The organism is Biomaibacter sp. TOL (genome assembly GCF_059717795.1).
In genome coordinates this window covers 2,313,675-2,337,107 of sequence record NZ_AP046092.1, presented here as the reverse complement: position 1 = coordinate 2,337,107, position 23,433 = coordinate 2,313,675, and the positions used below count along the sequence as shown (strand labels likewise).

At 45.6% G+C, this 23,433-nt stretch carries 19 protein-coding genes and 1 riboswitch; of the genes, 5 read left to right on the top strand and 14 right to left on the bottom strand.

Annotation, left to right across the window (positions count from 1 at the left end; genetic code table 11):
• Nucleotides 1–139: 139 nt before the first annotated feature.
• A complete protein-coding gene (locus AC6I1H_RS11585; protein WP_497737738.1) occupies nucleotides 140–850 on the top strand; it encodes a response regulator transcription factor in 711 nt (236 codons plus the stop codon).
• Nucleotides 847–2,271 carry a sensor histidine kinase gene (locus tag AC6I1H_RS11580; protein ID WP_497737737.1) on the top strand — a complete coding sequence of 475 codons (1,425 nt, stop codon included), beginning with the start codon at nucleotides 847–849 and terminating at the stop codon, nucleotides 2,269–2,271. The genes AC6I1H_RS11585 and AC6I1H_RS11580 overlap by 4 nt, the downstream gene beginning before the upstream one ends.
• Nucleotides 2,272–2,351: 80 nt before the next feature.
• On the opposite strand, the gene AC6I1H_RS11575 is transcribed toward AC6I1H_RS11580, so the two are convergent.
• The 6 genes from AC6I1H_RS11575 to AC6I1H_RS11550 all read right to left on the bottom strand — a co-directional run bounded on the left by AC6I1H_RS11575 (nucleotide 2,352) and on the right by AC6I1H_RS11550 (nucleotide 10,077).
• Complete coding sequence (locus AC6I1H_RS11575) at nucleotides 2,352–2,783, bottom strand: ACT domain-containing protein (protein WP_497737736.1); 432 nt, start codon at nucleotides 2,781–2,783, stop codon at nucleotides 2,352–2,354.
• An 80-nt stretch (nucleotides 2,784–2,863) separates the two neighbouring features.
• Entirely contained in the window at nucleotides 2,864–4,162 is a 1,299-nt protein-coding gene (locus AC6I1H_RS11570) for a phenylacetate--CoA ligase family protein (protein WP_497737735.1), read from the bottom strand.
• Between the two features lie 39 nt (nucleotides 4,163–4,201).
• On the bottom strand, nucleotides 4,202–4,780 hold the full coding sequence (locus AC6I1H_RS11565; protein ID WP_497737734.1) for an indolepyruvate oxidoreductase subunit beta: 579 nt from the start codon (nucleotides 4,778–4,780) through the stop codon (nucleotides 4,202–4,204).
• Nucleotides 4,773–6,545: an indolepyruvate ferredoxin oxidoreductase subunit alpha gene (gene iorA, locus AC6I1H_RS11560; protein ID WP_497737733.1), complete on the bottom strand. Its 1,773-nt coding sequence runs from the start codon at nucleotides 6,543–6,545 to the stop codon at nucleotides 4,773–4,775. The genes AC6I1H_RS11565 and iorA overlap by 8 nt, the downstream gene beginning before the upstream one ends.
• A gap of 22 nt (nucleotides 6,546–6,567) precedes the next feature.
• Complete coding sequence (locus tag AC6I1H_RS11555) at nucleotides 6,568–7,860, bottom strand: phenylacetate--CoA ligase family protein (RefSeq protein ID WP_497737732.1); 1,293 nt, start codon at nucleotides 7,858–7,860, stop codon at nucleotides 6,568–6,570.
• 210 nt (nucleotides 7,861–8,070) lie between these two features.
• The gene (locus tag AC6I1H_RS11550) at nucleotides 8,071–10,077 is read right to left on the bottom strand and encodes a PAS domain S-box protein (RefSeq protein WP_497737731.1); all 2,007 of its coding nucleotides are present in this window, start codon (nucleotides 10,075–10,077) and stop codon (nucleotides 8,071–8,073) included.
• A 400-nt stretch (nucleotides 10,078–10,477) separates the two neighbouring features.
• On the opposite strand from AC6I1H_RS11550, the gene AC6I1H_RS11545 reads away from it, so the two are divergent.
• Nucleotides 10,478–11,707 carry a multidrug effflux MFS transporter gene (locus AC6I1H_RS11545; RefSeq protein ID WP_497737730.1) on the top strand — a complete coding sequence of 410 codons (1,230 nt, stop codon included), beginning with the start codon at nucleotides 10,478–10,480 and terminating at the stop codon, nucleotides 11,705–11,707.
• 90 nt (nucleotides 11,708–11,797) lie between these two features.
• Here the strand turns inward: AC6I1H_RS11545 and AC6I1H_RS11540 are convergent, their stop codons facing one another.
• The 6 genes from AC6I1H_RS11540 to AC6I1H_RS11515 form a co-directional block, all read right to left on the bottom strand.
• On the bottom strand, nucleotides 11,798–12,934 hold the full coding sequence (locus AC6I1H_RS11540) for an S-methyl thiohydantoin desulfurase family protein (protein ID WP_497737729.1): 1,137 nt from the start codon (nucleotides 12,932–12,934) through the stop codon (nucleotides 11,798–11,800).
• 3 nt (nucleotides 12,935–12,937) lie between these two features.
• Entirely contained in the window at nucleotides 12,938–14,023 is a 1,086-nt protein-coding gene (locus AC6I1H_RS11535; protein WP_497737728.1) for a M24 family metallopeptidase, read from the bottom strand.
• Nucleotide 14,024: 1 nt separating this feature from the next.
• A complete protein-coding gene (locus AC6I1H_RS11530; protein WP_497737727.1) occupies nucleotides 14,025–14,276 on the bottom strand; it encodes a hypothetical protein in 252 nt (83 codons plus the stop codon).
• The gene (locus tag AC6I1H_RS11525; protein ID WP_497737726.1) at nucleotides 14,276–15,448 is read right to left on the bottom strand and encodes an S-methyl thiohydantoin desulfurase family protein; all 1,173 of its coding nucleotides are present in this window, start codon (nucleotides 15,446–15,448) and stop codon (nucleotides 14,276–14,278) included. Before AC6I1H_RS11525 ends, AC6I1H_RS11530 begins: the two co-directional genes overlap by 1 nt.
• 16 nt (nucleotides 15,449–15,464) lie before the next feature.
• On the bottom strand, nucleotides 15,465–17,060 hold the full coding sequence (locus tag AC6I1H_RS11520) for a hydantoinase/oxoprolinase N-terminal domain-containing protein (protein ID WP_497737725.1): 1,596 nt from the start codon (nucleotides 17,058–17,060) through the stop codon (nucleotides 15,465–15,467).
• Between the two features lie 428 nt (nucleotides 17,061–17,488).
• Complete coding sequence (locus AC6I1H_RS11515) at nucleotides 17,489–19,192, bottom strand: PucR family transcriptional regulator (protein WP_497737724.1); 1,704 nt, start codon at nucleotides 19,190–19,192, stop codon at nucleotides 17,489–17,491.
• Between the two features lie 261 nt (nucleotides 19,193–19,453).
• Here AC6I1H_RS11515 and AC6I1H_RS11510 point away from each other — a divergent pair, with 261 nt between their 5' ends.
• Nucleotides 19,454–20,752: a purine-cytosine permease family protein gene (locus AC6I1H_RS11510; protein WP_497737723.1), complete on the top strand. Its 1,299-nt coding sequence runs from the start codon at nucleotides 19,454–19,456 to the stop codon at nucleotides 20,750–20,752.
• 112 nt (nucleotides 20,753–20,864) lie between these two features.
• Nucleotides 20,865–21,037: riboswitch (cobalamin riboswitch) on the top strand.
• An 83-nt stretch (nucleotides 21,038–21,120) separates the two neighbouring features.
• The gene (locus tag AC6I1H_RS11505; protein ID WP_497737722.1) at nucleotides 21,121–21,891 is read left to right on the top strand and encodes an AIR synthase related protein; all 771 of its coding nucleotides are present in this window, start codon (nucleotides 21,121–21,123) and stop codon (nucleotides 21,889–21,891) included.
• A gap of 62 nt (nucleotides 21,892–21,953) precedes the next feature.
• Here the strand turns inward: AC6I1H_RS11505 and AC6I1H_RS11500 are convergent, their stop codons facing one another.
• Nucleotides 21,954–22,889, bottom strand: coding sequence for a hypothetical protein (locus AC6I1H_RS11500; RefSeq protein ID WP_497737721.1), 936 nt, complete (start codon nucleotides 22,887–22,889; stop codon nucleotides 21,954–21,956).
• 31 nt (nucleotides 22,890–22,920) lie between these two features.
• Entirely contained in the window at nucleotides 22,921–23,349 is a 429-nt protein-coding gene (gene fabZ, locus AC6I1H_RS11495; protein ID WP_497737720.1) for a 3-hydroxyacyl-ACP dehydratase FabZ, read from the bottom strand.
• Nucleotides 23,350–23,433 lie beyond the last annotated feature (84 nt).

Genomic DNA, 23,433 nt, shown 5'->3' with positions numbered 1-23,433 from the left:
ACCAGTGTTATACTCTAGGTAATACAGGCAGGTGTAATATTTTGCCTGATGGTGTAAACCTCAAAAAAACCAAAATGAAAGCAGAAAAATGCCTCAAATAATGTTTTGAGCTAGTAAATTTTTTATCTGGAGAGTCATTATGAGCAAATACAAAATTTTAGTGGTGGATGATGAGATTAAAATCTTGAATTTAATAAAAAATTATCTGGAAAACGAGGGTTTTGAAGTAATCACCGCCGATAGCGGCAAAAAAGCGCTGGAGCTTTTTGGTGCCGAAAAGCCCGATCTGGTGGTGCTGGATATCATGATGCCCGAAGTCAGCGGCTATGATATATGCAGGAAGATATGCGCTTTATCGGACACGCCCGTCATAATGCTCACGGCAAAGTCGGAAGAAGTGGACAAAATCCTGGGCCTGGAACTGGGAGCCGACGACTATATAACAAAGCCCTTCAGTTTAAGGGAGCTGGCGGCCAGGATCCGGGTTGTGCTGCGGAGGCTCAAAAGGCAGGGATCGCAGCAGGATTCAGGCCAGGATAAGGAAGACATCCTTGAATACCTGGGGCTTAAGCTGGACCTCAAGAAAAAAACCGCCTATCTGGACGGCAGACCCCTTTCTCTCACTCCAACCGAGTTCAAGATTCTTGCAATGCTTATGGGCAGCCCCGGCGTGGTTTTTTCCCGGCTCCAGATACTGGAAGAGGTCCTCGGGGAATATTACGAAGGATATGAAAGGTCCCTTGATACACACATGAGTAATCTCAGAAAAAAACTTGAAGACGACCCGGCGAACCCGCGTTACATAAAGACCGTTTACGGCATGGGTTATAAAATCGGAGGCAAGCCATGAGGAAAAAAGGCATCGGATACCGCATAACCGCCGCCCTGGTTATAACAGCGCTGCTTACCGCCGTCTTGTCCATTTTTCTGCTTTTAATACTTACCGAAAAGGCATTCAACGATTATATAAAGCAAAACAGGATGGAGCAGGCCGGGGAAATCAGCAGAATACTGGGAGACATATATGATCAGAGCGGTTGGGAAGGGGTAAAATCCTGGGTTGAAGGGGAACAGGCTTTCAGGCAGAACCATAAATGGCAGATGGGAACCGGCAGAATTCCCATGGGCATGGGATTTTTCTGGGGCCGCGGCATGAAGCCATTGACAGATATAATCCAGAGGCAGATTACGGTCACTGATATCGCGGGAAATATCATAGCCTCTTCCGAGGATGTCGATGAAAAGGCACCCATTTCAAAATCGCTATGGGATATGAGGGTTCCCATATTTTCCAAGAAGTATCATATCGGGTATCTTATCGTGTGGACACCGATGAGGCCCGATGAAAGAAACCTTGAAGCCATTTTCTCCCGCACCATATCCAGGTATTCTTTTCTCGCGGTATTTTTTGGGCTTGTCATCGCTCTGGGGGCCGGGTTTCTAATTTCCAGGCAGCTTACGAGCCCCATCAAGAAGCTTTCCGACACGGTAAGGCTTTTTACCATGGGTGAAAGGGACATACGCCTGCCCGTCACGGGCGACGACGAGCTGGGCAGGCTCACGGCGGATTTTAATGAAATGGCCGACAGCATTAAAAAAAGCGAGGAGCTGCGCAAAAACCTCACCGCCGATGTGGCCCACGAGTTGCGGACTCCTCTTTCCATACTCAGGGGAACGCTGGAATCCATACAGGCCGGGGTGCTTTCCCCTTCTCCCGAGGTCATACTGTCCATGCAGGATGAAATAATCCGCATGTCACGCCTGGTTAAAGACCTTTCGGACCTGAGCAGGGCGGAAGCCGGCAGTCTAGAGCTGAACCGGCAGGAAATATCTCCCGTGGAGCTCAAAGAAAAATTTTCATACTTTAAAACAGAAGCCGAATTCAAAGGAATAGACTTTATCGTAGACATCCCTCCTGATCTGCCGAAAATTTCGGTGGATGTAGTGCGCATAACGCAGGTCATATCCAACCTGCTTACCAACGCTCTTCGGCACACCGCGTCGGGGAAGATAGAACTTTCAGCGAAAAGTTCGAAAGACGGAGTGCTTTTTTCGGTAAAGGACACCGGATGCGGCATAAAGCAGGAAGACCTTCCCCACGTTTTCGACAGATTCTACAGGGCGGAAAAGTCCCGCTCCCGCGCCACCGGCGGCATGGGATTGGGGCTTGCCATAGCACGAAGTCTGGTGGAAACCCATGGTGGAAGGATTTGGGTGGAAAGCGAAGAAGGAAAAGGCGCCGAATTTAAATTTATTATTCCAGCAAATTAGAACTGAACCTGCCGGCCTTTTTTATCTTAGCCGGCAGGTTTGGGAAAATTATAAAGCAAGTGTGGAAAAAGTATTGGAATTTAAAGTGAAGCTATTTCATCGCTTCCATACAGCTTTATCCCCGCCGATTCCAGAGCCTTTACGGCCTTCTGGGGGTCTTCCACGCGAAATAATATGAGGGCTTTATCTTCATTGCGCTTTATAAATGAGTACAGATACTCCACACTCACCCCCGCCTGCCGCAGAACCTGAAGGGCACTGTTCAAGCCTCCGGGCCTGTCGGCTACTTCCACCGCCAGCACATCGGTGGTGCTTACCGGAAATCCCGCCTCTTTTATGGCATCAACGGCTTCTTTCGGTTTGTTTACTATCATGCGGAGAATGCCGAACTGGGTAGTATCGGCTATGGATATGGCGCTTATGTCTATGTTTTTTTCCGAAAGAACCCTGGTGATTTCCGAAAGCCTTCCGGGCTTATTTTCAAGAAACACCGATATCTGCTTTACGAACATGTCAAACCCTCCATTCCATAATTTTTCTGTTGTGTTTCCACCGGTGAGCTTATTTTTGCCCAAATCCAGTCCGAATTCTACTACATTTTTCTTTTATCTATGACTCTCTTTGCCTTGCCTTCGCTGCGTTCAATGGTATGGGGCTCCACCAGTTTTACATTTACACTGATGCCCAGGGTGGTATAGATATCCGAAGCAATCTTCTTTCTGACATCTTCCAGCTTTCTCACTTCATCGGCAAAAAGCTTTTCCGATACCTCCACCCATACTTCCAGGGAATCCAGGTTATCCACGCGATCCACAATAAGCAGATAGTGGGGCTCCGTCTCGCCGGCGGCCATCAGCACGCTTTCGATCTGGGACGGGAACACATTTACGCCCCTTATTATAAGCATGTCGTCGGTCCTGCCCAGGAGTTTTTCTATCCTGGCATGGGTCCTGCCGCAGGCGCACGGTTCATAGTTTATTGAAGTGATATCCCTGGTCCTGTACCGGATCACAGGAAGCCCTTCTTTGTCGATGGTGGTTATTACGAGTTCGCCCTTTTCTCCCGGCGGCAGCGGTTCTTCAGTAACCGGATCGATGATTTCGGGTATGAAGTAATCCTCAAAGATATGCAGCCCCTTCTGCTCTCCGCATTCGCAGGCCACCCCCGGACCTATTACTTCGCTCAAACCGTATATATCCAGGGCTTTTATGCCCAGTTTTGCCTGGATTTCATTTCTCATATTCTCCGTCCAGGGCTCTGCTCCGAATATGCCGGTCTTCAAAGAAAGTTCGCTTCGGTCAATTCCCATCTCTTTCATGGTTTCGGCGATATACAGCGCATAGGATGGAGTGCAGGCCAGTATCTCCGTTTTCAGATCCTTCATGAGCATCACCTGACGCCGCGTGTTTCCGCCGGAAGTCGGGATAACCACGGCACCCAGCTTTTCGGCACCGTAGTGGAAACCCAATCCGCCGGTGAATAGTCCGTAACCGTAAGACACCTGTACCACCGAATCCCTCCGGCCGCCACCCATGACCAGGCAACGGGCCACCAGTTCCGCCCAGTTGGATATGTCCCTGCGGGTGTACCCCACCACGGTGGGCTTTCCGGTGGTGCCGGAAGATGCGTGAATCCTTATGATTTCACTCAATGGTGAAGCAAAAAGGCCTGTGGGGTAATTATCCCTCAAATCCTGCTTGGTGGTGAAGGGGAGTATCCTCAGATCCTCGAGGCTTTTTATGTCTTCAGGCAGCAAGCCTCTTTGTTGCATTTTATGCCTGTAGCTTTCCACATTGTGATATACCCTATCGACCGTTTCCTTCAGCTTATGAAGCTGATAAAACCTGAGTTCTTCTCTTGACATGCATTCACGGGTCTTATTCCAGTACAATGTTTCGACCTCCTTTTCGATATGGAGGGCGAGATTCCCTCACCCCTGAAGTAATTCATAACCTCTCCTGAAGGCTTCCATGTTGATTTCAACGGTCTTTTGTGGCACGGTTTCTCTTATTGCTTTCAGCCAGAGCTTTCGATCAAAGTCCAGCCTTCTTGCCAAAACCCCCAAAAGCACCACATTTACCGCTCTCGGGCTTCCGCAATCCGATGCAATCCCTGTGGCGTCCACCATGCAGGTGCTCACCGTGCTTGACAGAATCTCGTCTATATCTTCCGGATATTTTTGAAATCCCAGCGTCACGGGAATTGGAGGTATCTCCTGGGTATTGGAGATAATCATGCCGCCTTTTTTCAAATACCCCGCCCATCTTAAGGCCTCAAGCTTTTCAAAGGCCAGTATGAAATCGGCCTGCCCGGCTCCTACCAGAGGGGAATACACTCTTTCTCCGAATCTGACATGGGTCACCACGCTGCCGCCCCTTTGAGCCATTCCGTGGACCTCTGAAACTTTTACGTCAAAGCCGCCGGAAAGCGCCACTTCCCCCAGAATGCGGCTTGAAAGCAGAGTCCCCTGGCCTCCAACTCCCACTATGAGTATGGCTGTGTCAGTCACGCATATCACCCCTTGCGATGGATTCTGTGGGACACACCGCGGCGCAGAGGCCGCATCCGGCACACATGGTTTCATTGATGGAAACATAATCTCTGTTTGTAATGGCCGGGCACCCGAGCTCCAAACATACTCCGCATCCGATGCAGGTATCGGTATTTACATAGTAGGGCGGATTTTTTGAGCGATTCCTCTTTAAAAGTGCGCATGGCCGGCGCGCGATGATAACCGAGGGTTCACGAGAGGAAATCTCTTCCCGGACGGCCTTTTCAAATTTCTCCAGGTCAAAGGGGTCTTCCACCCTGACGCGCTTTACCCCGACGGCTTCGCACAGTTTTTCCAAATCCAGCTTGTATGCCGGTTCTCCCTTTATATTGAAGCCGGTGGCGGGATGCTCCTGGTGACCTGTCATGCCCGTGGTGGAATTGTCCAGTATTATTACTGTTGTGGTGCCGTTATTATAAACCACATCTATAAGGCCGGTTATGCCCGAATGAATGAATGTGGAATCCCCTATCACTGCCACGGTTTTCCCTGACGCGTCTTTTCCCCGGGCTTTTTCCATGCCGTGGGCACTGCCGATGCTGGCCCCCATGCATATGCAGGTATCCATGGAGGAAAGCGGCGGCAATGCTCCCAGCGTATAGCATCCTATATCGCCGGTAACGGTAAGGTTCAGCTTTTTGAGCACATGGTAAACTCCCCGGTGCGGACATCCGGGACAGAGCGCCGGAGGCCTGGGAGGAATCCGGGAAGCTTTTACCTCCACGCGGTCTTCAAAAGCGAGGTTTAAAATTTCGCTTTTTACTCCGGCCGCCTTCAAACCCTGTGCCACTATTTCATAAGAAAGCTCTCCTATTTTGGGGAAATACTCTTTTCCCAAGACTTCTATGCCCAGAGTTTTAATATAATCTTCGATAAATGTTTCCAGTTCTTCCACCACGAAAAGCCTTTCAACGCTTTCGGCAAAACTTTTTATTAATTCCTGCGGCAGCGGGTATACCATGCCCAGTTTTAAAAAGGATGCGCCGGGAGCTGCTTCTTTTGCGTAATTATATGCTCCTCCCGCAGCAATTATGCCGATGGAGCGGTCGTTGTACTCGACTTTATTTATATCGGCTTTCTCTGCGTATTCTTGAAGTTTTTTTTCCCTTTCTACCAATACTGCCCTCCTGCCCCTAGCCATGGCGGGCATCATCACGTATTTGCCGACGTCCTTCACATAACTCTTAAGCCCACAATCCAGCTTTTCGCCGAGTTCCACCAGGCTTCTGGAGTGGGAGACCCGGGTGGTCATCCTCAGCATGACGGGAGTATCGAATTTCTCGCTGATTTCAAAGGCAAATTTTGTGAAATCTTTTGCTTCCTGGCTGTTCGAGGGCTCCAGCACGGGAATGTGGGCGGCCCGGCCGTAAAACCTGCTGTCCTGCTCATTCTGGGAGCTGTGCATTCCGGGATCGTCGGCCGCCACTATTACAAGCCCGCCGTTTATCCCGGTGTAGGAAGATGTAAAAAGCGGATCTGCCGCCACATTCAGGCCCACATGCTTCATGCAAACCATGGCTCTCACTCCCGCAATTGATGCCCCAAGGGCCACTTCCAGAGCCACCTTCTCGTTGGGAGACCATTCGGCATATATACCGTCATATTTGGATATGCTTTCGGTTATTTCGGTGCTGGGGGTTCCGGGATAGGCTGATGCCACTTTCACTCCGGCCTCATAAGCCCCCAGGGCTACGGCCTCATTGCCCAGCAGCAGTTTCTTCAAGTAAATCACCTCTACTTTTATCTTATTTCCGCAAGTCCTTAACCCGCCTGGCCTTGCCCTCAAATCTCGCAAGGCTTCTCGGCTCTACGAGATTTACCTTCGCGTCAATCTGAAGCACGGTCTTAAGCTTGTGGCGGATTTGAGCATTCAGTTCTTCTAATCTCTGGTACTTGTCCAGCATTTCTCCGTCGACAAGTTCTACATTTACCGTAAGTTCATCCAGATATCCTTTTCTTGTAACCACAATCTCATAATGCGGCCCTACACCCTTTATGTTCATCAATACGCTCTCTATCTGGGAAGGAAACACATTGACCCCCCGGATGATGAGCATGTCGTCGCTCCGGCCTTCCACCCTGGACATCCTCAGCAGGGTTCTGCCGCAGCGGCAGGGCTCCGGGTTCAGACTGGTGATGTCTCTGGTCCTGTAGCGCAAAAGAGGCAGAGCCTCCTTAGTAAGGGTTGTTATGACCAGCTCCCCTTTTTCCCCATAGTCCAGTTTGCGTCCCGTCTCAGGATCTATAATTTCCGCCAGAAAATGGTCTTCGGCAATATGCATGCCGTCTTTTTCCTCGCACTCTCCTGAGACTCCGGGACCTATGATTTCGCTCAAACCGTAATTTTCCGTGGCGGTTATGCCCCATCGTTTCTCTATTTCATTCCGCATCTCTTTTGTGGAGCCTTCCGCTCCAAAAAGTCCCAGCCTGAGGCGGATATCGTCCCGCTTTACCCCCATTTCTTCAGACACCTCCGCCATATACATGGCGTAAGAAGGGGTGCTCACCAGCACCGTGGAACCAAAATCCCGCATAAGGTTTATCTGTCTTTCGGTATTGCCGCTGGAAACGGGGACCACCGCGGCTCCTATCCTTTCAAGGCCGTAATGGAGCCCCAGGGCTCCTGTAAAAAGCCCGTAGCCGAAGGAAATCTGGGCGATATCCTGCTCGCGCGCCCCTGCCATGAAAGCTATACGGGCCACCAGTTCCGACCATGTGTCCAGGTCCTTTCTGGTGTACCCCACCACAGTGGGCCTGCCGGTGGTGCCGGAGGAGGCGTGGATGCGGACCACGTCTTTCATCGGTACGGCAAACATCCCATATGGATAATTGTCTCGCAAATCATCCTTTGTGGTGAAGGGTATTTTTTCGATGTCTTTCAAAGAATTGATATCCCGGGGGGAAAGATTTATGCGGTCAAAAGCCTGCCTGTAAAATGGAACTTTTTCGTAAGCATAATTTACGATGTATTTCAATCTTTCAAGCTGTATACTTTCGATTTCTTTTCTCGGCAATGCCTCATCCTTCGACCACAGCACAGGGTTTCCCCCCTCTCATGGTACAAGCAATGCGAACTGAAGACAGTCCTCCCGGCCGGCAAAAAGCGGCGGCCTTAATTTTTCCGCTTAAAAATAAAAGGCCCGAGGCCCTGCAAACAACCTTTCCTACCATCCTGCCATCTCCCAATAAAAAGTATTTGATAAGATTATACAATATTACGCATAAAAGATAAATACAATTTTGTTAAATCAGAGAGTATAACGGACACAGTTCCTGCCTGCGGATTTTGCTTCATACAACATGCTGTCTGTCCGCATAATAATAGTGTCGACGGTGTCCGATAATCTGAAGCCCGACACGCCGAAGCTGGCCGTAACATGTCCTATCTCCGGCAATTCCATGTCGCTCAAAAGCTGCCGCAACTCATCGGCAAGATTTGCCGCATCTTCAATGGATGTTTCGGGCAAAAGGATAATAAATTCCTCTCCGCCCCAGCGGGCAAGGCAATCCGACTTGCGTATCCTGCTTTTTATAAGTTCCGTCACGCTAATTAAAACCGTATCACCGGCGGCATGCCCAAAGCGGTCGTTTACGCTCTTGAATCTATCAAGATCCAGCATAATGATAGAAAAGGAATGCCCGGACCGCTTTGTGCGCTCTATCTCTCTTTCCAGCATCTGCATGAAGAAGCGCCGATTGTAAACATTTGTCAGGGGATCGGTGATGGACATCCGGTAGAGCTGTTCTTCCGTCTTCTTACGCTCGCTTATATCTCGCATAATTCCTACAGAATGCCATTCATTTTCCACTTTCACTTTTGAAAGGGAAAGTTCCACTTCGATTGTCCTCCCGTCTTTGTGTATTGCTTTTAATTCCAGCATTTTCCCGGCAGAACTTCCATCTTTACCGGATTGATATCTTGCAAACGACTTTTTATATGCTTCGTACATTTCCGCAGGCGCAATAAACTTATGCAGGTCTTTCCCCATGACCTCTTCCCGGGAGTATCCAAAAAGCTGTTCCGCCGCCGGGTTCCAGAAAATTACCTTACCGCGCCCGTCGATCATAACTATGGCGTCCCGGGCGGATTCCATTATCGCTCTTAAAGTGGCCTCTTTTTTCGCAAGTTCCATCTCCATGGTTCTGCGCTCCGTTATATCTATGACAAGTGCCATATAAACTTTTTCTCCCATGTATTCTATAAGCTGCAGGTGGATCTCCGCCGGGTAGGTGGAACCGTCCTTTCGGCGGTGAAATGTATCGAATATTATCTTCTCCTGTACCCCTGCATCCAGAGGTGCGAGAAATTTTCTGAAGCTGTTCATGTCAAAGGAAAACTTTATGTCAAGAGGTGTCATCTCGGTCAGCTCTTCCAGGGTATATCCCAGGTTTTCTCTGGCGCTGCGGTTGACAGTAATGAATTTGAAGGTTTCGGGGTGGAAAACATATATCTCAATCAATGAGTTTTCTACCAGATGCCTGTAAAACCTTATTTCTTCTTCAGTCTGAATCCGCTCGGTAATGTCAAAGACGATTAAATCGAGCAGAGTCCCCTGGTTACAATTGATGACCGCCGAATAGACTTCCACAAACCTCTCCCGTCCGTCTGACAGGCGGTGGACGCAAATGCACGGACTGCAGCTTCTTTCAAGAGCTTCTCTGTATTTTTGCGCAATGTCCATGCCATAAGTGACATTGATCTCGTCCATGCTCATCTTCAAAAGCCTGTCCTTCGGATAGCCGTAAAAGCGGCAGGCGGCTTCATTCGCCTCCACTATGCGGCCCGATTCCGGTTCAACCAAAAGCATGACCACTTCGTGCGCTTCAAACATCCGGCGGAAAAGCTCCTCGCTCCGCTTTACCCGCGCGTTTGCCTCATGGAGTTTCAACGCCATTTCCACCGCCGACAGCAGTGCATATTTGTCGGAATTTTTTATCACGTACCCGTAAGCAGTTACGGAACATATTTTTTCCATTATTTCTCTGCTGGCGTTTGCCGTAAGAAAAACCACGGGAATATCTCCAATACTTTGAATCTTTTGTGCCGCTTCTATCCCGTCCATTCCCTTCCCAAGCTCTATGTCCATTAAGATGAGATCAGGCCGCTGGCTGCCGCGGAGTTTTTCCAGAGCCTCTTCTCCGGAACGGGCCATATCAGTAGTGTAACCGTTTTTACTCAATATGTCCGCCGTTATTTTCGCATTTAGCCTGCTGTCTTCCACGATCAGGATTTTCTTGCCATAGTACAGATTCAAATGACGCTCCTCCTGTCTCAATATTTATTAATATTTATTAAATTGAAAATAATTAATTTTTTAACAGCACTGCAACTGTATCAACATAATTTCGATATTAACGTGTCTATATTATAGCATAAAGCCTTTGATTTAAAAAGCCGGTTTTCAAGGCACAACATATATACATCCGAATCTGTATGCCTTTCCAAATATATAAAATATAATGCACATTGTCCAATAAAAAGGAATTAAATTATCATTTTTTATTGCATCAGCTGATACATAATACTTGATTATCATGTTCATAGTTAGTATAATAATAAACATATTTGGATGATGAAAATGGCTTTTGACGAAAATGATCCGGGCTATCTGCTAAATCAATCAACTCATTTTCTAAAGTGCAGTGTTGATAAAAATGAACAACGAAACCAATTATTCATCGAACATAATGATAAGACAGAAATACCTGGGTAATAAAGGTATGATAATATTTCTGGCGCTGTTAAGTGCTTTTGTGCCTTTGTCTACCGACCTTTATCTCCCTGCTTTGCCAACCATGACAAAGTATTTTCAAACGCAAAATTATCTGACAAATCTTACTCTGATCCTGTTTTTTGTATTTTTCAGTCTCGGAACTCTAATATGGGGGCCGTTGAGCGATAAATACGGACGCAGGCCCGTTTTGCTTATTGGCCTTACCGGCTACGTTATTGCAAGTGTTTTGTGCTCCATTTCTTTAAACGTATACCAACTGATTTTTTTTAGAATTTTGCAGGCTACAGGTGGAAGCGTCGCCAGTGTTTTGGCCACGGCTATTGTAAAGGATATGTACGAGGGCAGGAAACGCGAATCAATACTGGCACTGGTACAGTCAATGGTCGTTATCTGTCCTGCCGTGGCGCCGGTTATAGGCGCTCTTTTACTGAAAATTACATCATGGAGAGGAGTCTTTGTCACTCAAGCGATTTTAGGCGTTGTAACCTTCGTCGGTGCTGTAGCTTTTCAAGAAACGCTGGAGGCAAGGAGCAACGGCAGCGTCATGCATACCATCGGGCGTCTTGGGGTGGTTCTCAAAAATCCCGGATTCACCTCCCTGCTTATCATTTTTTCTATGTTGAGTATAACTTCTATGGCATTCATATCCTCATCTTCTTACATTTATCAGGATACTTTTATGTTGAGCAGCCAGGTTTACAGCTATTACTTTGCCTTTAATGCCGCAGGTATGCTGGCAGGCCCGCTGATCTACCTGAAGCTTTCAGCTCGATTCAAAAGATTTTCTATCATTAACGTCTGTTTTACAGTTATAATATTGAGCGGAATTCTGGTATATGCGCTGGGAAGCTCAGGACCACAAGTATTCGCTATCATGCTGATTCCTGCGACTATTGCGACTAGTTGCACCCGGCCGCCGAGTACATTCCTCATGCTGGAACAACAGAAAAAAGATACTGGATCGGCATCGTCGCTTATGAGTTCATTTGCAACGGTGATGGGAAGCGTAGGAATGGTTATAGTGTCATTTGTTCCGGGTAATCTTGTGCAGATCGTCGGTGCAGTAAACATCATATTCGGAATACTATGCGGATGGCTGTGGCTCGCCGTGACAAAAAGACCGTTTTTAAGCAGGATAAGAGAAATGTGATGCATTGATACTATCAGATATAATTACCTCTTCCGATTTGATTCTGAGGTACAATCAAAAAGCTCCTACCAAAAGATAGGAGCTTTTTATTCATACCAGCTTTTCTACGGGAGTATAATCTTCCTCATAGCCGAAATACTTCGGCCCGAAGGTTTCAATGCCCAGGTCGGTCCGCATCTTTTCATCGGCCGGGACCACAACTATGCTTCCGCGATATCCGTATTTCACTATATCGGTCCTTATAGGCTCACCGGTTTCCGAATCCAGTATCAATATTAAATCCGGCGTCAGGCATTTGACTTTTCCGCTTATTTCAAGCCTCAGCCATTCGTTCTGGAAATCCACGAAAGCCCTTTCACCTTTATATTCCTCAAGTCCTTCCAGGGTGAGCCTCCCCATGGAGAACCCTTTAGTCTTTTCTGCTCCGAATTCGCGATTTATATCTACAATCTTGCCCTTGAAAACCTTATATCCTCCGACTATCTTCACTATGTTTTCAATGGGGTCGTCATGGGTTTTTCTGCATTTGTAGACCGCCTTACCCAGTTCCCAGCTCTTTGAAATGGAATTAAAGATGGCCGCTTCTTTAAGCTGCCTGCCGGTCATCGGGTACCCCGCAATCCAGGATATCCCCCCGTAGGCCATGGCTGCATTTCTTATTATTCTTTCCGCCATAAGAGCACATGCGGTATCCGCCACAGTTACCGCTCCTTTTTCATTGGCTGCCGCCGTGGGAGACGGCATAATGCCATGGGTATAAAAGGAGGTCATCTGAAGCTCTGGAAAAGCCCTGCCCATGCCGTCCGCATCGACCACCGGGATACCCACAGCCCCGGCAACCGCCATCGGAACAGGAGTATTTACCCCTCCGGCCTCAGGAGGTATAATGGCTTGAATTTCTTTTCCCAGATACCTTTTTAAACTTTGTAAGCACCACAGGACTTCCTTACCATTCGGGGGTTTTTCCGTCAAAACAACGGGTGCTCCCAGGCAACCGGCTATGGCAGCCAGGGCGTCATTCGGAAAATCTTTTGGATCTATTAACACAATATCATTTCTCTCTTTGACCACATTGAGAGCCCATAAAAATCCTATCTCCGGATCACCCCCGCCACCGGTAGCAAGGATAGACGCTCCCAGGGTTATTTCTTTCAGACCCTGTTCATCCACAACCCTGTAATTTTCTATACCCCATCTTTTTAAAATATCATATACGCTCATATTCATCACCTACACCAGCTCTCGAGGAGCATTTGTTAGTAGTTCATACCCACCATCCGTCACAAGCACCATGTCTTCTACCCGGGCCGCTCCAAGGCCTTCCACATATATGCCGGGTTCAATGGTAACTATCATTCCAGGTTCCAGCAAAATTTTACTTCCTACATCCACTATCGGCATTTCATGAATGCTAAGGCCCAGGCCATGACCTGTAAGGTGGGGAAAATATTTACCAAACCCTTTTTGCGTAATATAATCTCTGGCGGCTTTATCAATATCCTCTGCAGCCACTCCCGGCTTCACAGCCTCTATGGCTTTCTGCTGAGCTTCATAAGCGACTCTGAACAAATGTTTTTGCTCATCAGAAAGGCCCCCAGGGGAAAACGTCCTTGTGATATCAGAGCAATAACCCCTGTAGACACACCCCATGTCGAAAAGAACAAGTTCACCCTTTTTAAGTTCTTTATCCGAAGAAAATCGCTGTGGGAGCCATGCGTTCTCCCCCGACATGACAAAAGGTTCAAAGGACAATCCTTCCGCCCCTTCTCTCATCATCACGTCCTGGGCAACGGCGGATACTTCATATTCCTTAATTCCCTCTCTTATGCTCTCCACGGCTTTAATCATGGCTTTTTCCGCGATTTTTGCGGCAATCCTTATAATTTCGATTTCTTCCATATCTTTAACCATTCTGAGCCTTAAAAGATCGTTTTCAATGTTTACCAGTTCGGCGTTCGTTACCTCTTTTATTAAATTTTCTCTTTCAACTGTAACGGTTGAAAACTCAACGCCCACGCGCTTTATATTTCTGCCATAAAGTAGTTCTTTTAATGGATTTAGATAATTTGGGTCATCTTCCGGGAACTTTCTAATATCTTTTATCCAGCAATTCCTTTTTACCCTGTTATAGTCGAGAACGGCGGTCAAAAGCACAACATCACCATTTTTAGAGACAAAAAGGATGGAAAAGGATGCGGTATTAAACCGCATGCCTGTAAAATACCTCACATTGGCTCTGTCCCCCAGAATTACCGCATCCAGACACTTTTCCTGTAAAAGCCCGATTAATTTATCCACACGCCTTTTATAATTCATCTTATATCCCTTCTAATTCACTTTCTTTTTCGGGATTTATCATGTATATCTTCTTCGGCACCCTGGATTCCAGGCTTGATTCCATTGGCCCGGTAAGTTCTATCAATACCATGTCATTTGCAAGTTTTTCCAGATATTCTTCCAATCCCGGCATGCTCGAAAGTGCTTCAACAACGGCTTTTCTCTCGCTATAGGGGTTTTCTTTCAAGAACTTTATAATGGCTTTTTCCGTTTCATTAAAGCTGTAAGCCATTATTTCGCCACCTCCTTATTTAGCTCTTCTACAGGAACATAATCCATGTCGTAGCCAAAATACCCGGGCCCGAACAGCTGTATTCCTTTAGGCGTCCTCATCCTTTCGTGAGCGGGAATGAGGATGATAGAACCTCTGTAGCCGTATTTCATGATATCGGTGCGAATTGGTTCTCCCGTTTCAGAATCCACTATGGCAATTAGATCCGGCGGCAGACACCTTATTTTGCCGTCAATCCTTAAAACAAGCCATTCATTTTGAAAGTCGATTTCTGCCACACTTCCCTTATATTCGTCAAGCCCCTCCATTTTTATTCTGCCGAGGCTGAAGCCTTTTGTCGACTCTCCGCCGAATTCCCTGGAAATATCCACTATCTTGCCTTTGAATACCTTCATCCCCGTCACGTTTCTCGTAGCCTTCAAGCTGTCGAGCATTTCCTTCACAGGGTCCAGGTGCTTTTCTCTTGCCCTGTAAACGGCTTTGCCCAATTCCCACGCAATGCTCTGGGAATTTAAAATAGAAGCTTCCTTGACCTGTTTTCCCGTCATGGGGTATGTCGCAATCCAGGAAATGCCGCCGTAGGCCATGGCGACACGCCTTGCGATATTTTCGGCCATCTTGTTGTCATCGCCGGTATCAATTACAGTTACGTTGCCTCTGTCATCACAGGAAACCGTAGGGGAGGCATTTACTCCATTTGTAACCCATGAAGTCATCTGGAGCTCTGGAAACGCCCTGTTCATGCCATCTACGTCGATCACCGGGACCTCAAATTCTCCTGCGGCCGCATAAGCGACGGTGGAATTCACTCCTCCGCATTCAATCGGAATCGTTGCCCCAAGTTTCTTTCCCCAGTACTGCTCGAGTTTTCTTATGGCATTATTTAATACATCATAAGACGGCGGCTTTTCGGTAAGTACCACCGGCGCGCCCAGGCAGGCGGGGCTCGCCACCAGAATATCATCGGGTATGTCCATCGGATCAACCATTACAACGGTCTTTCCTTCATCCAGCACTTTATATGCCCATAGAAGGCCTATCTCGGGGTCTCCTCCGCCGCCCGTTGCAAGGATGGATGCTCCGAGAGTGATTTCTTTTACTGCCTGCTTGTCTATGATTTTATAGTTTTTAATTCCCCATTTTTCCAGCGTCTCGAAAACTTTTTTCGACATTTGTGTTCCGCCTCCCTTATTCAAATATTTTCCCTTTTACCCTGATGCGTATCTTTTCGCGTTTTCCGGGCATGTATGCAAACGGAATCTCTTCAACATCCAGCACTTCTACTGTATCGCGAATTGCTCCCGCTTTTTCCGCTTCGTCTTTTGCCTTTTCAATTACTTTATTTATAGCAGCATCCCTATCCTCAATCTCTAAATCCGCCACACCTTCTGCATAAGCGCCGATTTCTGCAATGGTTGTCCCGATGGCACCACAAACCTCAAAGTGAGGCGGCATTACGACTTCAGATATGCCTTCAAGATTTTCCCTGGGCACCACAAGGGCACCGCCACCCACGAAGATGGCCTTGACATCGCCGGCCACTGTCTTCATTTGATCTACGGCCACTTCCAGTGTATTCTTTATTATATTATATGCCGCTTCTACAAGGTCTTTGTCTAAAGCTTTAACCTTATCAATATGAGGCGCAAAGTCCGTGTCAAAGATATCGAGCTTCTTATCAAGGATTCCCTTGGCCACTGCAATATCATGGGTGGTAATTATCGGACCACCGAAAGACTTGCCCAATTTGACCAGGTTATATCCGACGCTCTCGGGGCCATGGGCTATAACCTCGTTGCCTTTAGTCTTTACTATTGTTCCGCCGCCAAGAGCTATGGACATAAGGTCCGGGCATCTGATATTTGTCTTAACACCGCCAATTGTTACCGTTATTGAAGACTCTCTGGGGAATCCGTTTACTATATATGCGACATCCGTGGAAGTCCCGCCTATGTCTACCACAACACCATTATCAATGCCGGAAAGATAAACCGCACCTCTGACACTGGCCGCAGGTCCCGACGCCACTGTGAAAATCGGGTAATTCACCGCGTAATCCGCAGACATGACCGTCCCGTCATTTTGAACTATGAAAAGAGGCGCCTCAATGCCGCGCTCTTTTGCGGCCTTTTTAAGGGCTTCCACAGCCTTTCTCATTACGGTAATGACTGATGCATTTAAAATGGTAGAGTTTTCTCTCTCCAGGAGAGATATGGAAGCAATATGGTTTGAAAGGGTAATCGGTATGTCTCCCAGTTCTTCTCTTATGATTTCCGCCGTCCTTTCTTCCTGGTCGGGGATCATTGGAGAAAAGACGCCGGTTATGGCTATGGAGTCAACTTTCCCCTTGATTTTCCTGCATGCGCTTCTAATTGCTTCTTCGTCCAGGGGAACAACGTCTCTTCCGTCGTACTCTTTTCCTCCGCGCACAATAAAGATATTATCGACTCCACCGATGGCCGCTTTCAAATCCTCCGGCCAGCCTGTAAGAGGAGGGATAGCAGTCGTCGCCGGTGCACCCAACCTGAAAATACCAACTTTATTCAAATTTTTCCTTTCGATAATTGCATTGGTGGTATGGGTTGTTCCCAGCGATACCAGGCTTATTTCAGAAACTTCGGCTTTTTTGGTTTTCAGTAAAACATCCAGAGCATTTATTATTCCCGTAGTAACATCATCGGTAGTAAGGGCTTTTGCCTTTGCCAGAACCTCTTTGCCCCTGAGCATTACGCCGTCGGTAAAAGTCCCGCCGACATCAAATCCAATTCTTACATCTTTTGCCATATGTTCTTCCTCCTTATTTGTCCCATAATGCTTTAATATCATATTGTTTTTCCAATTCCCACTGTTTTATCTCAAAAAGCGGCGGCGTTTCAAAGCCGTATTTTTTACGGCGGCATCATAACCGTCATTTTCGGCCTGTTTTATTAAATGCAGCGTTTTAAGTTAATCCACAAAATTTTAGACATGATGCAAAATCCCTCCTTCCAAAAAATCTAATAGTTTTATTATAATTTTTTTAACTTATTAAAAGCCATATCTTTAAACAACAAAAAAAAGAAGATTTTTTGTCACATAAAGATAACAAGAATAACAGGCTGTTCATGGCAGAAAAAATATTCATCTGCCAATGACAGCCTGTCTGTTCGACAATTAGAGTTTTATAACGATTTTAGAAAACATCTCATGCTTCAGGTTTATAAAAATTATCATCAAGAAAGCATCTTCAAAGCTTTTATAAGAATATGATAATAAAGCCTTTTTTGTTCATCCTGAAGTATATCTTCACCGGTCAGTTCCTTAACCTTTTTAAGACGGTACTTTATCGTATTGGGATGGGTGTAAAGCTTTTTCGCCGTATCTTTTATGCTGCCGTTGCTGTCCAGAAAAACCTCCAGTGTTTCTATAAGGTCACCGCTTTTATTCCTATCATGCTCATAAAGTTTGGAAAACCACTTATCCCTTAATATATCCTCTTTTTTGTCCGGAATTGATATCAATTTATATATCCCGAGATCATCATAAAAATTAATTTTCCCCCTGCCGAATAATTTATTCCCTATATCTTTTGCAAAGATGGCTTCCTTGTAAGCCCTCTTGAACTCTACAATATTTTCTATGCCCGAACTTACTCCCATTGATAATGTGACATCCGGATTCTTTGAGGAAAATCTATCTACTACTTTAAAAAACAAGTCGTTTAACATTTTTTTATACAGCATTTCTCTCATATATTCAATTTGAGTAAAACCTAAAAGTAATACACCGGCGTCGCTTTTAGGAACAAAAAGCAGAACCCTGTTCTTTATGTCTTTGCATGCTTCTTCAATGGCCCTTTTCAAGTCTCTTTTTATCTTTTGGATATGCTCTTCGCCTTTTTCATAATTATCTCTGCAGTATTTTTCGAAATCGTCAATGTCAAAAATGACGACAAAGTTTTTGTCAAGGAGATTTAAACCAAGGGTTCGGGCTCTTTTTTTCATAAGCTCATCCGATGTATAGGCATCATTTATTATGTCTTCAAAAAAGTCTGATTTAAGTCTTTGTTCTGTTTCCAGGATAGCCAGATTTTTTAATATATCTATCTTTAAGGCAGTAATTGTCCCGGGAAATGCAATTTTGTATAATTTATTGTCAAACTCAGTCATTTCACCCTGCTTTATGACTAACAAATAATAATCCATCTCATCATTGATATTCACTATGGAAATTGCAAGATTAAAGCCATCTTTCCCGGTGACAATGTAAGTTTGGTCGGGTTTATTTTTACTTCTTTTGTGTAAAATATTCGCTTCAATATAACTTTTTGCAAAATCGCATATTTTTGTAAAATCTTCTTCAACTAAACTGTCATTTTTCCCTCTTAAAATCACATCAACTGGTTTAAAATTTTCATCGAGAAAAAGCACGCTTTTATTTGTAATCGCTGATAATTTGTCTATTATTTCATGCGCCCCTCCATTGGTCAATAAGATATTATTCATTATATTGTTAATCTCCTGAGCTTTTTTTAGAGCCAGCTCTTCCCTGTTAAGTAAAGCTTCATATATTTTTTTCATGATTATAGAATAAGGTAGTTTTCTGTCTATTAAAAATAAGGGAAAATTTATTTCATCTGCAAGCTTTACCAAACAATCGGGCACCTGAGGAAACGGATCATTGCCCGGATGTATGCAAATACACGCAGCTTCACCTCTGCTCAAACCTCTTATAAGATTGAGTCTCTCATCAATAGTTTTATATGGATACAGCGTGGTCAATATCATTTCTCCACCCTGAAGCCACTCTAAGCAATCGGGGATTTCTATAACACTCACCGATTTTATAACCCTGGTTTCCCCGTTTCTTCCACCAGCCCAATAAACGCCGTCTTCTTTTAAAATTTCATAAGCCTCTTTTACAGTTATGCCTTCCATCAAAATTCCTCCGTTATTGCTTTGTCTTTCAAAAATAAATAATATGCTTAATTTTGTTTTTAACTGCCAACGTTATTTTTATTTTACGAGCAGGAAAAAAGCTAGTTTTATTTAATATATTATACCAACTTTTTTTATATTTTCATCAAAATGTCAAAAATTATCATAAAAATGCGGAGGTGATATTGAACAAGTTCCTGCTCCAAAAATTTATATAATAAACTACACAAATCTTTTATTTTCTGAAAGGAGTACAGTAGTATGGAAAAAAGTAAAAATCAAGTAAATTTTGAAGAAGAGTATTCTCAAAAGCCGATACCACAGTCGATGCGGAAACATTGGTTTTATGCGGCCAGCGTATATATTGGAATGTGTGCCGTGCTTGCGTGTAGTATGGCAGGCGGAGGCTTGATTTACGGCCTCACATTGTCGCAGGCCATTGTAGCTATGTTTTTAGGCCTTGTCGCCCTTCTTGTATTATTTTACATCCCGCTGGGCAAAATTGGAGCGGAACAGGGATTAAACACTTACCTGATTGGTGAATGCGCCTTTGGAAAAAAAGGAAGCGATATAGCAACATCTTTTATTGTAACTGTCATACCTTGTATTGCCTGGTACGGCATAGAGGTTTCAATAGCGACTCAAGCAATGGCTGCAGTAATTCCCATGAGTAAAACAGTTTTTAATATTGTAACATTAATATTTGGCATCGTATTTGCGGTCCCTGCCATGTACGGTATTATATCCATGGCATGGTTAAATTGGGTAAGTCTTCCTATAATGATTTACATCATTATATTCGGCGTCGGCAAAGCTATAATGGGAGTGGGTATAGGCAGCCTCTGGGCTTATAATCCGCAGCAAAATATGGGGTTGATGTGGGGCATAAACATGCAGATCGGCATGATTGCCGTAGGATGTTCTTTTGTGGCCGATTATACGAGATGGATAAAAAATAAGTGGAGCGATATAACGTATTCTGGCATTGTAGGTCTTTTTCCGGCAACCTCAGTACTTACAATTGCCGGTATGATAATGGCCCTTTCGGCAACGAAACTCGGTGTAAAGGAACCATGGAATATAGTAGAGGTTATGATGAAATTGGGTATGCCGGCTATGGCCTTAGTGTTTGTCTTTTTGCTTCAGTGGACCACATGCATCACATCTGCATACAGTTCGGGTCTTGCATTAAAAAAGGTGTTTGGTGGCAGCAGATTCTATCTTACGCTTTTTTCCGCTCTCGTCGGCACCGCATTTGCCATATCCGGTATTGTAAGTCACTTCCTTGGCTTTGTATCGATTCTCGCTTCCTGGGTAACGCCTGTTGCCGGTGTAATAATTACCGAATACTTCTTCGTTTCCAGAAAAAGTTTTATTCAAAAGGAAGGCATATACTGGCCGGGTCTAATCTCAGTATTAATAGGCGGTTTTGTATCGTGGAAAGTTAAATTCTTCATACCGGCCATAAATGGACTTATCATAGGCGGACTATTATACTATATCTATCATAGAGCGTTGGGTCTGTGTATTTCGACTGAACCCAAGGCTGAAATGGAATAACAAAAAAGCTTACTTGAACAGCTGATGCCTGGTAAGTTTTAATTTGTCTTTCGATGAGTCGATGAATTTCATTATTTGACATAATCCAAAGATTAGTATATTATTTATACAAAAGTAAAATGTTTCTTGAGGTGCCCTTCGGGGAGAATAGGGAAGACCGGTGAAAGTCCGGCGCGGTCCCGCCACTGTAACGGGGAGCGGCCTTTATGGATCCACTGGGAAACCGGGAAGGAAAAGTCCGCCATGAACCCGAGCCAGGAGACCTGCCTTGAGAAGCGTATATTCCCGGGGATGATGGTAAAGTCCACGGTCTAATGCGAGTTAGACTGCGGACTTTTTAATATATCAAAAAGTCAGGAGGAATGTATATGGTGAACCAGAAAAAAAGAGGAAAGGATATGCCCGAAAATAGAGATGTTAGTTTTGTAAAACTGAGCGGCGACATGCTTCTGGCTGTGGCCTGCGATTCGGCGGGGGGAATAGGTGAAAAGGAGAAAGATGTGGTGAGGGTTTCACCATACATTGTAGGGAGGTTTACACTGAGGGTGCCCCTCATGGAGATAATGTCGGTAGGAGCAATTCCGGTTGCCGTAACCGCCTCCGTATGCAGCGAACCGTCACCTACGGGTGAAGGTATATTAGCCGGTATCCGGGATGAACTTAAAACCGTTGACTTAAATCTTCCCATCGCAATAAGCACCGAAAAGAACATCCCCACATGCCAGACGGGGCTCGGAGTGACCGTTATGGGCACCGTGAACAAAAAAAACCTGCGAATAAACAAAACCATTGCAGGCGATAACATATACTGTATAGGCACGCCGAAAGTAGGTAACGAAGTCAGTCTGGAAGATCCGGCTATCGCCGATTCGAAAGTGATGAAAGAACTTTCAAACAGTTCTCTTATACACGACATAATTCCCGTGGGTTCAAGAGGGATAAAGAGTGAGGCGGAATCGCTGGCGTCTTATCTGGGACTGTCGGTAAACTGGAAGAATGATTGTCCCGTTGACATAATGAAATCAGGCGGCCCGGCCACATGTGTTATAGTAACCTGCCCGGAGGAACTTATTCTAAATTGCACACAACCGATGTTTCTGATTGGGACGCTGTCAAAGTTGTCAAGAAGACTCGTTTGAGTCAGGGGACGGTTCCTTGACTCATCAAAATGAGTCAAGGAACCGTCCCCTGACTCACTGATTCACTGCTTTTCTATGGATTTAATAGCGTCCTGCATGTTCTTTTCCGCTATCTGGGCCTTGATTTTTATAAGATTGGGGTCTTTTTCTTTTATTGCCTGCCCCAATTCCTTCAATGAATATTCCACTTTGCTGACGGTGGCAATATCTTTTATCTGGGGTTTTACTGTTTCCCACACCCTCAGAGCATCGTTTATGGCTTTTTCGGCCTCAGCATCCTCTCCGGCAAGAGCCCTGTATGTGGCGTTTCTCAGATTATACAGCACTTTTTTGGTATCCGGAGGGGATTTGGTTTTGAACAGTTTTTCAAACGACACCGTTTTTTCATAAAGGTCATTGGCCGCCAGCAAACCCTGATACAGTTCCTGCCTTGTAAGAGTCATTGTAAGTTCATTGAGTTTTCGGCTAAAACCGTCCGCCATGTCAAGCGTCGCCCCGTTCTTTATGGCTTCAGGCTGGAAATTGTTCCACTGCGTGTGGATCTGTGTTACATCCTTTTCAAACTTTGCCCAGTCGGGTCCCGCAACCTGTCCGCTCTGACCCTGACCGCCCTGCTGCTCTTTTCCCTGCTGGCCGCCCTTAGATTTGCTCTGCTGTCCCCCCTGCTTTTGTTCATTTCCCGAAGGTTTTGCCTGAGTCTGAGGTTTCGGGGGTGGTGCCTGTCGTTTTAAGTATTCCTTCTCGAAATCTTTTACGAGGCTGTCAATACTAGTCTGTAGTTTTTTCAGGTTAAAAGATTCCTGTTTTTCATTTCCGGAAGGCTTCGCAGGGGATTTTGCCGGTTTTTTTGAACAGCCTTCCACAAGTATAGAAGCGGATACTGCAGCAATCAACAGGAAAATAAATAAAAATACTCCCGGTCTCTTACAGGCTGTCATAATATCACCTCTAAACATTCCCTGGGAGTATTTTTCCCCTCCTGTATCATCTTTATCCATGTGATTTCTCGCGTTTACAAACGACGCATTCCTAAGGCTTTACCAGAGCAAACATAAGCTCTCCTTCCGCAACTACCTCGCCGCCTGTTCTGGCAACTGCTTTGCCTTTCCCTACAGCCCCTCTGATTCTGGTAAGCTCCACTTCCAGAGTAAGGCAGTCTCCGGGAACCACCTGTTTTTTGAATCTCATTTTGTCGATACCCGCAAAAAGGGCAAGTTTCCCTCTGTTTGTCTCGGAGCTTAAAATGGCGCATGCTCCCACCTGGGCCAGAGCTTCCACAATTAGCACCCCTGGCATGACCGGTTTTCCGGGAAAGTGCCCCTGGAAATACGGCTCGTTTATCGAAACATTTTTTATCCCGACGGCTCTTTTGCCCTCTTCCAGCTCCAGTATTTTATCCACCAGCAAAAAAGGATGGCGGTGCGGGATAATGTTTTGAATATCCTCTATGTTCAGCATAATTGTTCTCCCTTTCTCAAAAATTCCGGAGGCGAGCAATTACAGCGCCCCCGGAAAATTTCGTCATAACTGTTCAGCCTCAAA

Bases quoted from the DNA above. Each gene is read 5' to 3' on its own strand.
- AC6I1H_RS11585 (WP_497737738.1), top strand. From the start codon at position 140: ATGAGCAAATACAAAATTTTAGTGGTGGATGATGAGATTAAAATCTTG.
- AC6I1H_RS11580 (WP_497737737.1), top strand. From the start codon at position 847: ATGAGGAAAAAAGGCATCGGATACCGCATAACCGCCGCCCTGGTTATA.
- AC6I1H_RS11575 (WP_497737736.1), bottom strand. From the start codon at position 2,783: ATGTTCGTAAAGCAGATATCGGTGTTTCTTGAAAATAAGCCCGGAAGG.
- AC6I1H_RS11545 (WP_497737730.1), top strand. From the start codon at position 10,478: ATGAACAACGAAACCAATTATTCATCGAACATAATGATAAGACAGAAA.
- AC6I1H_RS11540 (WP_497737729.1), bottom strand. From the start codon at position 12,934: ATGAATATGAGCGTATATGATATTTTAAAAAGATGGGGTATAGAAAAT.
- AC6I1H_RS11535 (WP_497737728.1), bottom strand. From the start codon at position 14,023: ATGAATTATAAAAGGCGTGTGGATAAATTAATCGGGCTTTTACAGGAA.
- AC6I1H_RS11530 (WP_497737727.1), bottom strand. From the start codon at position 14,276: ATGGCTTACAGCTTTAATGAAACGGAAAAAGCCATTATAAAGTTCTTG.
- AC6I1H_RS11525 (WP_497737726.1), bottom strand. From the start codon at position 15,448: ATGTCGAAAAAAGTTTTCGAGACGCTGGAAAAATGGGGAATTAAAAAC.
- AC6I1H_RS11520 (WP_497737725.1), bottom strand. From the start codon at position 17,060: ATGGCAAAAGATGTAAGAATTGGATTTGATGTCGGCGGGACTTTTACC.
- AC6I1H_RS11515 (WP_497737724.1), bottom strand. From the start codon at position 19,192: ATGGAAGGCATAACTGTAAAAGAGGCTTATGAAATTTTAAAAGAAGAC.
- AC6I1H_RS11510 (WP_497737723.1), top strand. From the start codon at position 19,454: ATGGAAAAAAGTAAAAATCAAGTAAATTTTGAAGAAGAGTATTCTCAA.
- AC6I1H_RS11505 (WP_497737722.1), top strand. From the start codon at position 21,121: ATGGTGAACCAGAAAAAAAGAGGAAAGGATATGCCCGAAAATAGAGAT.
- AC6I1H_RS11500 (WP_497737721.1), bottom strand. From the start codon at position 22,889: ATGGATAAAGATGATACAGGAGGGGAAAAATACTCCCAGGGAATGTTT.
- fabZ (WP_497737720.1), bottom strand. From the start codon at position 23,349: ATGCTGAACATAGAGGATATTCAAAACATTATCCCGCACCGCCATCCT.